The organism is Rhodanobacter sp. UC4438_H5 (assembly GCF_052978405.1).
Map to the genome: position 1 here is coordinate 1709956 of NZ_CM129672.1, position 14932 is coordinate 1724887.

The 14932-nt window shown below is 67.1% G+C and carries 17 protein-coding genes and 1 tRNA gene; 10 read left to right on the forward strand and 8 right to left on the reverse strand.

The annotated features are described in order from the left end of the window. Positions 1–10 precede the first annotated feature (10 nt). The 3 genes from panB to pcnB are packed head-to-tail and all read right to left on the reverse strand — an operon-like array spanning position 11 to position 2712. On the reverse strand, positions 11–841 hold the full coding sequence (panB, locus tag ACVCL9_RS08190; RefSeq protein WP_395119557.1) for a 3-methyl-2-oxobutanoate hydroxymethyltransferase: 831 nt from the start codon (positions 839–841) through the stop codon (positions 11–13). A 33-nt stretch (positions 842–874) separates the two neighbouring features. Then, the gene (folK, locus tag ACVCL9_RS08195; protein ID WP_395119558.1) at positions 875–1360 is read right to left on the reverse strand and encodes a 2-amino-4-hydroxy-6-hydroxymethyldihydropteridine diphosphokinase; all 486 of its coding nucleotides are present in this window, start codon (positions 1358–1360) and stop codon (positions 875–877) included. After that, positions 1357–2712 (reverse strand): polynucleotide adenylyltransferase PcnB, encoded by a 1356-nt coding sequence (pcnB, locus tag ACVCL9_RS08200; RefSeq protein WP_447098473.1) that lies wholly within the window; start codon positions 2710–2712, stop codon positions 1357–1359. The genes folK and pcnB overlap by 4 nt, the downstream gene beginning before the upstream one ends. A gap of 181 nt (positions 2713–2893) precedes the next feature. Between pcnB and ACVCL9_RS08205 the strand changes: the two genes are divergently transcribed. Together ACVCL9_RS08205 and fdxA are read left to right on the forward strand one after the other, a co-directional pair. Beyond that, a tRNA-Glu gene (locus ACVCL9_RS08205) sits at positions 2894–2969 on the forward strand. Positions 2970–3298: 329 nt separating this feature from the next. After that, positions 3299–3622, forward strand: a complete 324-nt coding sequence (gene fdxA, locus ACVCL9_RS08210) for a ferredoxin FdxA (protein ID WP_395119560.1) — start codon at positions 3299–3301, stop codon at positions 3620–3622. A 78-nt stretch (positions 3623–3700) separates the two neighbouring features. On the opposite strand, the gene ACVCL9_RS08215 is transcribed toward fdxA, so the two are convergent. After that, positions 3701–4297, reverse strand: a complete 597-nt coding sequence (locus ACVCL9_RS08215) for a hypothetical protein (RefSeq protein WP_447098472.1) — start codon at positions 4295–4297, stop codon at positions 3701–3703. A gap of 50 nt (positions 4298–4347) precedes the next feature. Further along, positions 4348–5226 (reverse strand): 4-hydroxy-tetrahydrodipicolinate synthase, encoded by an 879-nt coding sequence (gene dapA / locus ACVCL9_RS08220; protein WP_447098471.1) that lies wholly within the window; start codon positions 5224–5226, stop codon positions 4348–4350. A 185-nt stretch (positions 5227–5411) separates the two neighbouring features. Here dapA and ACVCL9_RS08225 point away from each other — a divergent pair, with 185 nt between their 5' ends. From ACVCL9_RS08225 to ACVCL9_RS08255, 7 genes are all read left to right on the forward strand, one after another. After that, positions 5412–5927 carry a glycine cleavage system protein R gene (locus ACVCL9_RS08225; RefSeq protein WP_136258190.1) on the forward strand — a complete coding sequence of 172 codons (516 nt, stop codon included), beginning with the start codon at positions 5412–5414 and terminating at the stop codon, positions 5925–5927. A 248-nt stretch (positions 5928–6175) separates the two neighbouring features. After that, positions 6176–6637 (forward strand): peroxiredoxin, encoded by a 462-nt coding sequence (locus ACVCL9_RS08230; RefSeq protein ID WP_447098470.1) that lies wholly within the window; start codon positions 6176–6178, stop codon positions 6635–6637. A gap of 63 nt (positions 6638–6700) precedes the next feature. Continuing rightward, on the forward strand, positions 6701–8083 hold the full coding sequence (locus ACVCL9_RS08235) for a PhoH family protein (RefSeq protein WP_395119564.1): 1383 nt from the start codon (positions 6701–6703) through the stop codon (positions 8081–8083). Positions 8084–8469: 386 nt separating this feature from the next. Beyond that, positions 8470–8607, forward strand: a complete 138-nt coding sequence (locus ACVCL9_RS08240; protein WP_395119565.1) for a hypothetical protein — start codon at positions 8470–8472, stop codon at positions 8605–8607. 102 nt (positions 8608–8709) lie between these two features. Continuing rightward, positions 8710–9663 (forward strand): aspartyl/asparaginyl beta-hydroxylase domain-containing protein, encoded by a 954-nt coding sequence (locus ACVCL9_RS08245; protein ID WP_447098469.1) that lies wholly within the window; start codon positions 8710–8712, stop codon positions 9661–9663. Between the two features lie 57 nt (positions 9664–9720). Then, positions 9721–10626 (forward strand): RNA polymerase sigma factor SigJ, encoded by a 906-nt coding sequence (gene sigJ / locus ACVCL9_RS08250; RefSeq protein ID WP_447098468.1) that lies wholly within the window; start codon positions 9721–9723, stop codon positions 10624–10626. 37 nt (positions 10627–10663) lie between these two features. Next, entirely contained in the window at positions 10664–11119 is a 456-nt protein-coding gene (locus tag ACVCL9_RS08255; RefSeq protein WP_447098467.1) for a carboxymuconolactone decarboxylase family protein, read from the forward strand. Between the two features lie 169 nt (positions 11120–11288). Here ACVCL9_RS08255 and ACVCL9_RS08260 read toward each other — a convergent pair whose 3' ends face one another. The 3 genes from ACVCL9_RS08260 to grxC form a co-directional block, all read right to left on the reverse strand. Next, the gene (locus ACVCL9_RS08260; RefSeq protein WP_447098466.1) at positions 11289–12302 is read right to left on the reverse strand and encodes an isocitrate dehydrogenase; all 1014 of its coding nucleotides are present in this window, start codon (positions 12300–12302) and stop codon (positions 11289–11291) included. 162 nt (positions 12303–12464) lie between these two features. Beyond that, on the reverse strand, positions 12465–12842 hold the full coding sequence (locus ACVCL9_RS08265; RefSeq protein ID WP_395119570.1) for a carboxymuconolactone decarboxylase family protein: 378 nt from the start codon (positions 12840–12842) through the stop codon (positions 12465–12467). Next, positions 12839–13102, reverse strand: a complete 264-nt coding sequence (gene grxC, locus ACVCL9_RS08270; RefSeq protein ID WP_395119571.1) for a glutaredoxin 3 — start codon at positions 13100–13102, stop codon at positions 12839–12841. The genes ACVCL9_RS08265 and grxC overlap by 4 nt, the downstream gene beginning before the upstream one ends. Positions 13103–13215: 113 nt before the next feature. On the opposite strand from grxC, the gene ACVCL9_RS08275 reads away from it, so the two are divergent. After that, the gene (locus tag ACVCL9_RS08275) at positions 13216–14907 is read left to right on the forward strand and encodes a M48 family metalloprotease (protein ID WP_447098465.1); all 1692 of its coding nucleotides are present in this window, start codon (positions 13216–13218) and stop codon (positions 14905–14907) included. The last annotated feature ends 25 nt before the right edge of the window (positions 14908–14932 follow it).

The following is a 14932-nucleotide window of genomic DNA, read 5'->3' on the forward strand; positions in this document are numbered from 1 at the left end:
ACTCGTCAGCTCAGTTGAAACAATGTTCCGGCGCCGGAAAGGCACCGCTGCGCACGTCGTCCGCATAGGCGCGGATCGCCGCTGCCACAGAATCGCGGCCGGCGAGAAAATCCTTGCTGAACTTGGGGCGCTTGCCGGGCGTGACGCCGAGCATGTCGTGGATCACCAGCACCTGGCCATCGCAATGCGGGCCGGCGCCGATGCCGATCACCGGGATCTCCACCGCCGCGGTCACGCGCCGGCCCAGTTCGACCGGCACGCCCTCCATCACCAGCAATTGCGCGCCCGCCGCCTGCACCGCCAACGCGTCGGCCACCAGTTGATCCGCCGCGGCCTGTTCCCGGCCCTGGACGCGGAAACCGCCGAAGCGGTGCACGGATTGCGGGGTCAGTCCCAGATGCGCGCATACCGGCATGGCCCGCGCGGTCAGCGCGGCGATGCCCTCCAGCACGTGCGCGGCGGCGCCTTCGAGCTTCACCATCGCCGCACCCGCTTCACCGACCAGCCGCGCACCGGCCGCGAGCACGTGGGCGACGTCGCGATCGGCCATGAACGGCAGGTCGGCCACCAGCAAGGTGGCGGACAATCCGCGCGCCACGGCTGCGGTGTGGTAGACCATCTGGTCGAGTGTCACCGGCAAGGTGCTGGCGTGTCCTTGCACCACCATGCCGAGCGAATCGCCGACCAGCGCCACGTCGATGCCCGCCGCTTCCAGTTGCCAGGCGAAGCTGGCGTCGTAGGCCGTCAGCATGGTGATGCGCTGGCCTTGCGCCTTCATCGCGCGCAGGCCCGGCACGGTCACCGGCTTGCGGTCGGGGAGATTGGCGTTCTGCACGTACACGGGGGTTTCCTGGTCGGCGAGGGTGACTGCCGATTATGGCGCAAGCAGCCGCTCGCAACCGGCCGGGTCGACCCGCGCCAGCAGCTCGGCCACGCGCCCCTGGCCGGGCAGGTGCAGATCCGGTACGACATCGTTCAGCGGCAACAGCACGAAGGCACGCTCGGCCAACCGCGGGTGTGGCAGGGTCAATGCCGGATCGTCGCGACGCACGCCCTCGACATGCAGCAGATCCAGGTCGAGCGTGCGTGGCCCGTTGCGTTCGGCGCGGACGCGGCCGGCGCGCTGCTCGATCGCCAGCAGGTGCTGCAGCAGCGCTTCGGGCGACAGCGTCGTTTCCAGCTCGGCCACGGCATTGATGAAGGATGGTTGGTCGAGCACGCCCCAGGGCGGCGTGCGGTAAAGCGGCGAACGCTGCAGCAAGCAGGTGCCGGGCAGCTCGGCGAGCGCGTTGAACGCGTCGAGTACCTGCTGGCGCGGTTCACCGAGGTTGCTGCCCAGCGCCACGTAGGCCAGGGTCATTCGGAGGCCGGGTTGTCGCTGCGTTTGCGCCGGCGCCGGCGCGGGCGCGGCGGCTTGCGCACCGCCGGTGCGGGAGCAGCCTCTGCCGCAGCCGCGCCGCTGAGCACCGGCAAGGCCGCGGCCAGCACGTCCTGCGGCAGGCGCTGGGCGTGCGCCCACCACTGCCCCAGCTCACGCATCGCCGGCGATTCGTCGGCGCGCAACAACAGGAAATCGAACGCCGCGCGGAACCGCGGATGTGCCATCAGGCGGAACACCCGCTTGCGTTGCACCTGCTCGAAACGCGGCTGCAGCGACCAGATCTCTTCCATGGTGAAGGTGAAGCGCCGCGGGATCGCCACCCGCTGGCACTGTTCGCCAACCACCTTGGCAGCCGCGCGCGACCACGCCTCGGCGCTGTCCAGGCCGCGCTCGATGCCGAGTTGGGCCTCGTCGCGCACCTCGCCCCACAGCAGCACCGCGAACAGGAACGCGGGGGTGACCGACTTGCCTTCGCCGATGCGCGCATCGGTGTTGGCCAGGCCCTGCTCCACCAGCGAGCGCAACGCCGCATCGCCACGCTTGAGCGCGCGCGCGGTGGCCGGGAACAGGAACTTCAGCAGGCCGCACTGCTCCAGCATGCGGAAACTCTTCAGGCCGTTGCCGGACAGGAACATCTTCAGCGATTCGTCGAACAGCCGCGCCGGCGCGGCATCGGCAAGCAGCGGTCCCAGCGATTCGAAAGGGGCCGCCGCGGCGGCGTCGATGTGCATGCCGAGCTTGGCCGCCAGCCGCGCGGCGCGCAGCATGCGCACCGGATCTTCGTGGTAGCGCACCTCGGGGTCGCCGATCAGGCGCAGCACGCGATCGTGCAGGTCCTGCATGCCGCCGACGTAGTCGCGCACGGAGAAATCGCCGATGTCGTAATACAGGGCATTGACGCGGAAATCGCGGCGCAGCGCGTCCTCCTCGATGGTGCCCCAGATGTTGTCGCGCACGATGCGGCCGTCAACGATGTGGCGGTCGCCCTCGCCTTCCTCGCCGGTGCCGCGGAAGGTGGCCACCTCGATGATCTCCGGGCCGAACACCACGTGCGCCAGGCGGAACCGCCGCCCGATCAGGCGGCAGTTGCGGAACAGCTTCTTGACCTCCTCCGGCGTGGCGTCGGTGGCGACGTCGAAATCCTTCGGACGAAACCCCAGCAACAGGTCGCGCACCGCGCCACCGACGAGGTAGGCGGCATAACCGGCGTCGTGCAGCCGGTACAGCACGCGCAGCGCGGCCTTGCTGATGTTCGCCCGCGAAATGATGTGCTGGTCGCGCGGGATGATCCGCAGCGCGGGGGTGGGATCGGTGCCTGGTGTGGGGTTCAAGCGGTTGGAATCCTTGCGGGACGCAGGCGCCCCGTGCTTGCCATGTTCACGATGCCGAGCATCAACAAATAGCCGCGGCAGGACGACGATCTGCGCGCCTGCGCGGCAGGCTTCGACGCGCGTCGACCGGGCGTTGCCGCGCGAAGCAATTCCGCTATACTAGCGCGCTTCGCCGCACAACGCTCCCTTCGTCTAGTGGCCCAGGACACCGCCCTCTCAAGGCGGGAACACGAGTTCGAGTCTCGTAGGGAGCGCCATTTGGTTGTGCAATCTTCCATGATTGCCATGGTCTGGAAGGAGTGCGGTAGCCCAAGGTTACCGGCTATCGGCGGGATCAAAAGCAGCCATCCATGGCCGCACTGTCTGTCACCTGTGCGATCATCCCCGATCGCGGTTGTCCGGGAACATCCGGACAGCAGGGAGTTCCGGGCCTTCGGCCGGATCAGAAGCGGCCATCCATGGCCGCACTTTTCAAAAGAGCCCTCTGCCGAACCCCGCGAGAGCCCTTCGGTGTACTTTGCCGTGGATCTGCGTCGTTTTTCAGAAGAGCGTTCCATCTGCCCCTTCCTACAGCCGAGTTGACTTCATGACTTTCGTCGTCATCGACAACTGCATCAAGTGCAAGTACACCGATTGCGTCGAGGTGTGCCCGGTGGATGCCTTTCACGAAGGCCCGAACTTCCTGGTGATCGACCCGGACGAGTGCATCGACTGCACCCTGTGCGAGCCGGAGTGCCCGATCAACGCGATCTACCCGGAGGACGACGTGCCGGTGGGGCAGGAGCCGCTGGTGGCGCTCAACGCCGAGCTGGCCAAGAGCTGGCCGGTGATCACCGAGCGCAAGGACGCTCCCGCCGACGCCGGCGACTGGGAAGGCAAGCCGGACAAGCTGGCGCTTCTCGAGCGCTGAACCGGCCTCCCGTCACGATGTCGAAACGAAAACGCCGCCCCTCCGGGCGGCGTTTTCGCATGCGTGGCGCGCTTGCGATCAATCCAGCTTCGACTTCAGCCGATCGATCACCTTGGCCACCGCGCCCAGCGAATCGCTCTGCGCGCGGATCTCGCTGCCGGCGTCGCCGCGGCTCTCCACGTTGATCTGTACCTGGTGCATGCCGCCACCGGCGGTGCTGGCAGAATCATCCCGGTGTCGGCCGAACAGTCGCGAGAAGAAACCGCGCTTCTTGCCGGTGGCGGCCGCCGCCACGCTGACCACGTAGGAGTGCGTGGCGTCGTCGTGGCTGACCAGTTGGCCCGCCTTGCCGTCGGCCAGCACCTTGCCCACCTGCTGGTACACGCTGTCGACCGTGCCCTCGTGCACGAAGCCGTCGGAGATCTGCCCTGCCTGGCCCGGCACGCCCGCCACGGAGGCAGTCGCGCCGTCCGCCGTCGGCTGGTTCGCGCCCGGCGGCGGAATCACCAGGGCGTCGCTGGTGGAGGGACGATCCATGCTGGGCGGAATCTCCAGCGGCGCCTCCTGCCGGGCCTTCTGCCAGGCGCTGTGCGAACGGAACATGCCGCAACCGGAGAGCAGCAGGCCGGCGAGCGCGACGGCCGGCAAGGCCACGAGGAGCGAGGTTTTCTTCATCGAATCGGATTCCGTGAGTGAGCCAGGCCCGGATCAGCGGGCACAGGTGTCTAGGATGACAGACTGGACAGCGCCTGGTGCAAGCGGGCGCGATCCGGGCCGTCGGGCAGTTCCACCAGCGGCAACCGCGGCCGGGCCGAGCCCAGCCCCAGCGGCGGCAGTCCGGCCTTGACCGCGATCGGATTGGGCGCGCAGTCCAGCGCGTGCAGCAAGGGTTCCAGTGCATCCCGGCACCGTGCCGTGGCCGCCTCGTCGCCCGCCGTGGCGGCGTCGCACAGGGCGCGGAACGGCCGCGGCACCAGGTTGGCCACCACCGAGACGGTGCCGGCCGCACCGGCAAGCATCGCCACACCGGCGCTGGCGTCGTCACCGGACAGATAGACGAAATCCGCGCGCGCAAGTTCCGCCAGCGCGGCGATCCGCGGCGCATCGCCCCGCGCTTCCTTGATGCCGATGATCGCCGGATGCTCGCTCAGGCGCGCCACCGTCTCCGGCAGCAGGTCGCAACCGGTGCGACCGGGCACGTTGTAGAGCAGCACCGGCAAGCCGCCAGCATCGGCGACCGCGGTGAAGTGTCGCCACAAGCCCTCCTGCGTGGGACGCACGTAGTACGGCACCACCACCAGTGCCGCATCCGCGCCCAGCTCCTGCGCACGACGCGTGGCAGCGATGGTCTTCGCGGTACCGGCCTCGCCGGTGCCGGCAATCACCGGCACGCGACCTGCCACGCGCTCGATCGCGAACGTCAGCAGGCGGTCGAACTCGCCCGCCTCCAGCATGTGCGCCTCGCCGGTCGAGCCGGCCACCACCAGCGCCTGGGTGCCGCCGGCGATCTGCTGTTCGATCAGGCGGCCGAACGCCGCCAGGTCGAGGCTGTCGTCGGCCGCGAACGGCGTGACCAGCGCACAGATGCTTCCACGAATGTCCACGTGCTCGATTCCGCTGCAACGGCAAGCCCTGCATGTTACTTGCCGCTTCGCAAGACGGGCAAGTAAGCTCGATGGGAGTAACCTGATGCTTCCGCATCGGGCGGAATGCTGCCCACAGGTGGACCTCCTTGAAATCTCCCTCCACTGCCTCGCACGCGGCCGGACGCACGACTGGCGACAGCCAGTTGCTGATCCAGGCGCTCACTCCGGCCGACAAGTCGCCGCTGCTGGCGCTGGCCCGCCGCATTGCCGACGCCGGCTGCAACCTTTCCGAATCGCGCGTCTCCACCATCGGCACCGAGGTCTCGCTGATGCTGCTCGCCAGCGGCGCCTGGGATGCGCTGGCCAAGCTGGAAACCGCACTGACCAAGCTGGCCCGCGACGAAAGCCTGCGCCTGGTGCACTACCGCACCGGCCAGCGCGGCAACAGCGCGCAGCTGCCTTATCTGGTGGAAGTGGTGGCCGCCGATCGCCCCGGCATCGTCGCCCGCATCGTGGAGTTCTTCGCCCAGCACGAAATCAGCGTGGAGCAGTTGAACTCTACCCGCTATCGCGCCATGCAGACCGGCGCGGAGATGTTCCAGGCCCAGTTCACCATCGGCATCCCGGCGGACATCCACATCGCCGCCTTGCGCGACGATTTCCTGGAACTGTGCGACGGCATGAACCTCGACGCGATCATGGACCCGGTGAAGTTCTGAAGTGTTGCCGTCCGCCGAGCATCGCGCGAACGCCTTGCCCTGACAAGACCTGTCATCCGCCACCCCGGGCGCGCTAGTCTGTGGCCGTGGCCCTGCCGGAGGACGTCAGCATTGCAGAACCGCGAGTCGATTCACGCCAGCCGGCCCCGGCTTGCCCGGTCGCCTCGCCGCCGCACTGTCGTCATCCGCGCCACGTCTCCCTTCCATCCCACCGCAAGCACGGCCGCGCAGGCCGCGCAGGATGCCCCATGCCCGCCATCGGCAAGAAACTTCCCGCACTGAAAGGCACCACCGGCGACGGCACCGAGCTGAAGCTTTCCGACTACCGCGGCCAATGGCTGGTCGTGTACTTCTATCCGAAGGATTCGACCCCCGGCTGCACCAACGAGGCCAGGGACTTCCGCGACTTGCACTCGAAGTTCCGCCAACGTCACGCGCAGGTCATCGGCGTGTCACGCGACTCACCGAAATCACACGCCAACTTTGCCGCGAAGCAGGAGCTGCCGTTCCCGCTGATATCCGACGCCGACGAAACCTGGTGCCAGGCCTTCGACGTGATCCACGAGAAGGTGCTCTACGGCAAGCGCCACCTCGGCATCGTGCGCAGCACCTTCCTGATCGACCCCGACGGCAAGCTCGCCGCCGAATGGCGCGGGGTGAAAGTCCCCGGCCACGCGCAGGCCGTGCTTGACGCGATCCCCGCCGCCTGAGTCATTCGCCCTGATGAGTTGTCGCCATCCGCTTTGCCCACCCACCAGCGAGGACACTTCCGCATGACCGGAAGCAAGCGCATCTACGCTCTCGACACCAACGTCCTGCTGCATGACCCGACCTCGCTGTTCCGCTTCGAGGAACACGACGTCTTCATCCCCATGACCGTCCTGGAGGAGCTGGACGAGAAGAAGAAAGGTGCTTCGGAAGTCTCGCGCAACGGCCGCCAGGTCAGTCGCTTCCTCAACGAACTGATCGAGGCCGGCAAGCAGCACGACCTGGCGGAAGGGCTGGAACTGGCCAATCCGCAAGGCGTCAAGCTCAAGCGCGGCGGCTCGGCCGGTCGGCTCTATTTCCAGCATCGCATCAGCAGCAACGGCCACACCAAGGCCGACAACCAGATCCTCGCCGCGGTGATCGAGCTGCGCGACCAGAATCAGGATCGCGACGTGATCCTGGTCACCAAGGACATCAACCTGCGCATCAAGGCCGGCATCAACGGCCTGGTTGCGGAGGATTACGAGAACGACCGCGCGCTCGACGATTTCTCCCTGCTCTACACCGGCTCGACCGAACTGCCGGCGAACTTCTGGGAGCTGCACCCGGAAGTGCACTCGTGGACCGATCACGGCCGCACCTATTACCAGCTCGATCGCCGCGAGGACGAGGCGTGGCATCCCAACGAGTGCCTCTACCTGCCCGGCGAGAACGAGATCGAACTGCGCGTGCAGAAACTGGACGACGAGCACGCGACGCTCATGCTTCTGGACGACCACTCGCACGCCAACCATCACGTCTGGGGCATCGGTGCGCGCAACCGCGAGCAGAACTTCGCGCTCAACGCGCTGATGGACCCGGAGATCGACTTCGTCACCCTGCTCGGCAACGCCGGCACCGGCAAGACCCTGCTGGCGCTGGCCGCCGGCCTGGCCCAGGTGATGGACCAGCAGCGCTACCGCGAGATCATCATGACCCGCGCCACTGTTTCCGTCGGCGAGGACATCGGCTTCCTGCCCGGCACCGAGGAAGAAAAGATGACGCCGTGGATGGGCGCGCTCACCGACAACCTCGAAGTGCTCGCCAACCCCGAGGACGGCGGCAGCTGGGGCCGCCAGGCCACCAACGACCTGCTTGCCTCGCGCATCAAGATCCGCTCGCTCAACTTCATGCGTGGGCGCACCTTCCTGTCACGCTACCTGATCATCGACGAGGCCCAGAACCTCACCCCGAAGCAGATGAAGACCCTGATCACCCGCGCAGGCCCCGGCACCAAGATCGTCTGCCTCGGCAACGTCGAACAGATCGATACTCCCTACCTCACCGAAACCACCTCCGGGCTTACCTATGCGGTGGATCGCTTCAAGAGCTGGGAGCATTCGGCGCACATCACGTTGCGGCGGGGAGAGAGGTCGCGGTTGGCGGACTTTGCGGCGGAGATGATGTAGGAGCTGGCTTTCGGTTTTCGGCGTTCGGAAGCCCGGTAGCGGAATACCTGCCAGGCAACACCACTCCTGCCATCATGGTGAACACCCGATGCGCTGCGCGCGGTTGACCAGCCGCGACGCGGAACGCAGGTTGGACTTGCCGGTGTCCAACGATCCATTGCCGGCACGTCCATGGGAAATCGTGCCAAACAGTTGGGGGGCAAGCCTTGAACGCGGTGACCCGTCGAGGCTGGCCAACCTGGCTGCGGAAACGGCGCACGCGCGAATCCGCATCCGGTGGCTGAAGAACGTGATCGCACGTGGTACCGGCCCCGTCAAGTAGAATGTGTTGCCGTTGCCAAAGCCAAGACCGAGTTTTCGCCTCTCACGACCAAGCAAGGACCGCCATGTCAACCGCACTTTTGATGCAACTGTTCCAGATCATGCTGGTTCTCGGCCTGGGCACGGCGTTGGCGGTTTCCGCCATACGGTTGATGTGGATTGCCGGCAGTTTCCTCAAGCGCAAATCGCGCCTGTTGCCGTAAAGACAAGTCGCACGAAATGGCGTCCGGCCGGGCCGCCGTCAACTGATGTTGCCATCGGTCGAGTAGAATCACGACATTGCTGGCTCCGTGGTTCCTCTGCCCATGTTCGTGACGCCGCGCCTCATCCTGTTGCTCTTGTTCGCCTTCTTCGCACTGTGCGTGCTGCTGGTGCATTTGCGCGGGCGGGTGCGGTTGCGTTTCGACCGCCAGCTGGTGGATCACTCGGCAGTGTTCGCGCCGTACAACCTGCTGATGTACGCGTTCTCGGCGGTGCCGGCCAAGCCGATACTCGACCGCCGCGGATTTCCCGAGCTGGATTTGCTGCAGGCAAACTGGGAGACGATCCGGGCCGAGGCGCTGCACCTGACGGACCGGGGACACATTCGCGGCACCACGAAGAACGACGACGCCAGTTTCAACAGCTTCATCAAGCAGGGCTGGAAGCGCTTCTACCTCAAGTGGTACGGCGAGCCGCTGGCGTCGGCGCAGGCGTTGTGTCCGAAGACGGTGGAACTGCTCAATGCGATCCCCGGAATCAAGGCGGCGATGTTCGCCACGCTGGCACCCAACAGCAAGCTCAACCCCCATCGCGATCCGTTCGCCGGTTCGCTGCGCTATCACTTGGGCCTGATCACGCCGAACTCGCGCGACTGCCGCATCTTCGTCGATGGCGAAGAGCATGCCTGGGGCGACGGCAAGGACGTGGTGTTCGACGAGACCTTCGTGCACTGGGTGGAGAACAAGACCGACCAGACCCGGGTGATCCTGTTCGCCGATGTGGAGCGCCCGCTGCGCACGCGCTGGATGAGTGCGATCAACCATCGCGTGGGCGCGTTCATGGGCAAGATCACCGCTTCGCCCAACAGCGACACCGGTACCGAGAAGACCGGCTTCGTCAACCGCCTGTACGCGTGGAGCCAGCGCAAGGGCGCCATGCATCAATGGAAGGCGGCGTTCAAGCGGCGTCACAAGAAGCTGTACAAGGCCGGAAAATACGTCGGCATCCTTGTGCTGTTGTGGCTGATTTTCCTGGCTCCCTGGCCATTGCTCCGCTAGCGGTCACGTTTCGCTCCGTCCATGCGTCCTGGCAGCATCCTTTCCCCGGAGTGCCTCATGGATTCGCAAACCGCCCTGTTCCAGCAACACCGCCAGCGCCTGTTCGGCCTGGCCTACCGCATGCTCGGCACGCCCGCCGACGCCGAGGACGTGCTGCACGATGCCTGGCTGCGCTGGCACGCACAGAATGTCGCCGCGCTGGACGACCCGGAAGCCTGGCTGGTCACCGTGACCACGCGCATCGCGCTGGATCGCCTGCGCCGGGCCAAGACCGAACGCGCGCACTACTCCGGCCCCTGGCTGCCGGAGCCGCTGACGGTGGATACCGACCAGCCCGAGGCGCAACTGGAACGCGCCGAGAGCCTCACCCTCACCTTTCTGCTGTTGCTGGAGCGGCTGAGCCCCGAGGAGCGCGCCGCCTTCCTGCTGCGCGAAGTATTCGACTACAGCCACGCCGAAACGGCCTCGATGCTGGAAATCAGCGAAGACGCCTGCCGCCAGCGCGTGCACCGGGCGAAGCAGCGGCTGCGCGAGGATCGACCGCGCCAGACGATGCCGAACGCCGACATCCAGCGGCGCCTGCTCGAACGCTTCATGCAGGCGCTGCAGCAGCCGGACATGCCCACGTTGCGTGCCTTGTTTGCCGAAGACGCCATGAGCGTATCCGACGGCGGCGGCCTGGCGCGGGCCACCCTGCACCCGCTGCACGGCGCCGAGCGGCTGGCCCGGCTGTACATGCAGATCGCGCTGCAGCAGCAGCGCCATGGTGGCGTGCGCCACGAAATCCGTCAGCTCAACGGTACGCCGGCCCTGTTCGGCTGGCAGGGCGACACGCTGGTCTCGGCCAGTTGGATCGACGACGACGGCGAACGCATCACCGCCGTGCATGCCCTGCGCCACCCCGGCAAGCTTGCCCGGCTGGCGGCGGTCACGAAATCGACGGCGCCCACGTCCTTGCACTGAACGGCCGGTCCCGGCCGCACACCGCAAGGAGAACCCCATGCCTCGTTTCAACATCAACAAGCGCCTCGACGCCGTGAAGCCCCTGTTCGCCCTGGGCGAATACATCAAGAACTCCGGCATCGAACAAAGTCTGATCGAACTGGTACAGATGCGCGTTTCCCAACTCAACGGTTGCGCCTACTGCCTGGACATGCACAGCAAGGATGCCCGCGCCGGCGGCGAGACCGAGCAGCGCCTGTACGTGCTGCAGGCCTGGCGCGAGGCGCCGTTCTACAGCCCGCGCGAGCGTGCCGCGCTGGCCTGGTGCGAGGCGGTGACCCGGCTCGACCCGGTGCACGGCGTGCCGGACGAGGTCTACGAACAAGCCCGCACCGAATTCAGCGAAGAACAGCTGATCGACCTCAACATGGCAGTGATCGCGATCAACAGCTGGAACCGCATCGCCATTCCCTCTCGCGCGGAACCCGGTCACTACCGGGCGGCGCAACACTGAACCGGCGGCGCCTCGCGCAAACCGTGCACGGCAAGCCTGCCTCGCGATGCGCGCCAACGGCGTATCCCGTCAACGGCATGACACCGGCTGGGGCACGACCATCCCGCGCCGATCCAACGAAAAGGCCGCGGCATGCCGCGGCCTTCATTGCGCCCAGCGGCGTCCCGGATCAGGCCGCGAGGCGCTTCACGATGGCGTCGGCGAAGCTGCCGGTGCTGCCCTTGCCGCCGATGTCCGGCGTCACGCTGTCGCGATCGTTCGTCATGGTGTCGCGGATCGCGGCGCGCAGCTTGTCGCCCTTGGCCACCATGTCCAGGTGGTCGAGCATGTCGGCGGCGGCCAGCAGCAGCGCGCACGGGTTGGCGATGCCCTTGCCCGCGATGTCCGGCGCCGAGCCGTGCACGGCCTCGAAGATCGCCGCGTGCTCGCCGATGTTGTCGCCCGGCGCCAGGCCCAGGCCGCCGACCAGGCCGGCGCACAGGTCCGACAGGATGTCGCCGAACAGGTTGGTGGTGACGATCACGTCGAACTGGTACGGGTTCATCACCAGCTGCATGCAGGTGTTGTCCACGATCATCTCGTTGAACTCGATCTGCGGGTATTCCTTGGCAATCTCGCGCGCCACATTGAGGAACAACCCCGAGCTGGTCTTCAGGATGTTCGCCTTGTGCACCGCGGTGACCTTCTTGCGGCCCTTCTTCACCGCCAGCTCGAAGGCGTAGCGCACGATCCGGCTGCTGCCCTTGCGCGTGTTGCGCGCCACCGACTCGGCGATCTCGCCGTCGGCGGACAGGGTTTGCCCCTCGGAGCGGTAGGCGCCCTCGGTGTTCTCGCGCACGGTGATGATGTCGATGTTCTCGTAGCGCGACTTGGTACCGGGGAAGCTCACCGCCGGGCGCACGTTCGCGTACAGGTCGAAGTGGCGGCGCAGGGTCACGTTGACCGAGGTAAAGCCGCCGCCGATCGGCGTGGTCAGCGGGCCCTTCAGCGCGACCTTGTGCTCGGCGATCTTGTCCAGCGTGGCCTTGGGCAGCAGGTCGCCGTGCTTCTCCAGCGCGACCATGCCGGCGTCGACGAAGTCGTATTTCAGGCCGCAGTCCAGCGCGTCGAGCACGCGCAGCGTGGCGGTCATGATCTCCGGGCCGATGCCGTCGCCCGGGATCACGGCGATGGTGTTGTTCATGGGGGGACTCCTTGGGGGCTGATCGCATGCACGGCGCGCAAGGCGCGCGTCAAGACCGCCCATTATCGCTCATGAGCCCCAACGCCGGACACCCGTCCGCCGCGCAAGTCGTTGCAAATCCTCGCATGGAGCGTTGCGGAAAGCCGCATGCCCGCGGGCGTCTCAAGCGTGGTCGGCGCACTCCGGCGCACCGGACTCGCCGTTCTCCAGCTGGTCCAGGAAATCCACCGCGCGGCGCAGATGCGGGATCACGATCGAGCCGCCCACCACCAGGCCCACGCTGAACACCTCGAAGAACTCGTCGCGCTGCACGCCGGCTTCCTTGCACTGGGCCACGTGGTAGCTGATGCAGTCGTCGCAGCGCAGCACCATCGAGGCGACCAGGCCCAGCATCTCCTTGGTCTTCACGTCCAGCGCGCCGGCCTTGTAGGTCTGCGTGTCCAGCGCGAAGAAGCGCCGCACGACCTGGTTGTCCTCGGCCAGGATGCGCTCGTTCATGCGTTGGCGGAACGCGGTGAATTCGGCCAGCTTGTCGCTCATGCGCCCGCCTCCAGCAATTGCGCCAGTTTGCCGCTGCGGTCGGCCGCCGCCAGGTCGTCGAAGCCACCGACGTGGTGATCGTTGATGAAGATCTGCGGCACGGTGCGCGCGCCACCGCTGCGCGTCAGCATCGCCTCGCGCTGGGACGGGTCGGTGTCCACGCGCACCTCGGTCCACTCCAGCCCACGGGCCTTGAGCAGGTTCTTGGCGGCCACGCAGTAAGGACACACCGCGGTGGAATAGACCTCGATCTTCGACATCACGACAACTCCGCAAAACGGGGGAACGGCCTGTAAATGGGGGCGTCCGGGACAACAGGCAAGGTGGGAACCGACGCCACCCGGGGCGGTCACAATGCTATTGTCGCTTACCCATGGCCATGACACCACGACGACCTGCCCGGCGTGTTCTGACTGCGCTGCTCTGCGCCGGCCTGACCTGCATGGCCAGCGCGCAGGACGACGTGCGCCTGCCCGACCTTGGCAGCTCGGCCGACGCGCTGATCTCGCCGCAGGAGGCGCGTGATTACGGCGCCTCCATGCTGCGCCAGATGCGCGCGCTGGACATGGTGGTCGACGACCCGCTGCTGGACGACTACGTCAACGATCTCGGCCATCGCCTGGCATCCAACTCCGACAAGCCCAAGGACCACTTCGCCTTCTTCATCGTGAAGGACCCGGAGATCAACGCCTTCGCCGCGCCGGGCGGCTACATCGCGGTCAACTCCGGGCTGTTCGTCATCACCCGCGACGAGAGCGAACTGGCCGGCGTGATCGCGCACGAGATCGGCCACATCACCCAGAACCACCTGCAGCGGGCATTCGAGGCCTCGCGCAAGGATGCACCGCTGATGGCGCTGGTGCTGCTGGGTGCGGTACTGGCCGGCGCCGGCAGCCACAGCGGCGACGCGCCGATGGCGGTGCTCGCCGGCGGCCAGGGCCTGATCGCGCAGCGTTCGATCAACTTCACCCGCAAGGACGAGATCGAGGCCGACCGCGTCGGCATCCAGACCCTCGCCAAGGCCGGTTTCGACCCGGAAGCGATGGCGGCCTTTTTCCAGCGCATGCAGGACGTGCTCAGCACCGGCGCCGGTGGCGACGACGTGCCCGTCCTGCTGCAGACCCACCCGGTGACCAGCATGCGCATCAGCGACGCCAAGGCGCGTGCCGGCGCACTGGTGGCGGCGCAGAAGCTGCGGCCCTCGGGCACCGTCATGGACGTGCAGCAGTGGCAGCAGCACACCGCGCCGATCGCCTTCGTCAAGGACCCGACCTCGCTGCTGGACACGCCCAGGCCCGGCCCGCTCGACACCTACCAGCTGATGCGCGAACGCGTGCGCGTGCTGGCCGGCGACGCCACCCGCGAAGCGACGTACTACGGCTCCAACCTGCAGGACCGGCCTGCGTTCGACACCCCGGCCAACCATTACGGCTACGCGCTGGCACTTACCCGCAGCGGCCGCGGCGCACAAGCGGTGGCGCAGTTGCAGCCGTTGCTGCGCGACGCGCCGGACAACCTGATCCTCAAGCTCGCGCTGGCCGATGCCAGGTTGCAAGCCGGCCAGCGTGCCGCGGCGCTCGCCATCTACCAGGACCTCAACGAACAATCGCCGCGCAACCGCGCGGTGGCGCTGGCCTACGCCAAGGCGCTCACCGCCGGCGGCGACAAGGCGCAGGCCGGCCTCGCCGCCAGCTTGCTGCGCCCCCTGCTGGACGACGCCAGCGAACCGGAGATCTACAGCGCCTACGCCCGCGCCAGCGACGCAGCCGGCGACAACGTGCGTGCCGGCGAGGCGTTCGCCGATGCCAGCTATTACTCCGGCCGCCCGTTCGACGCGATGGAACAACTGCAGCGTCTGCTCAAGCGCAACGACCTGGATTACTACGCCCGCGCACGCATCCAGGGCCGCATCACCGAACTGACGCCGCTGCTGCTGGAGCTGCGCAAGCGCCGGATCGAGACCAAGGACAACCCGGACAGCCAGCAGCACGCACAACCGTTCGGCCCGTGCATCGAGTCCGCCTGCCGCGGCAGCGCGCCAGTCTCCGCCTGGCGGCAGGATTGATCCGCCGCTGAAGGTCCTTTGCGCG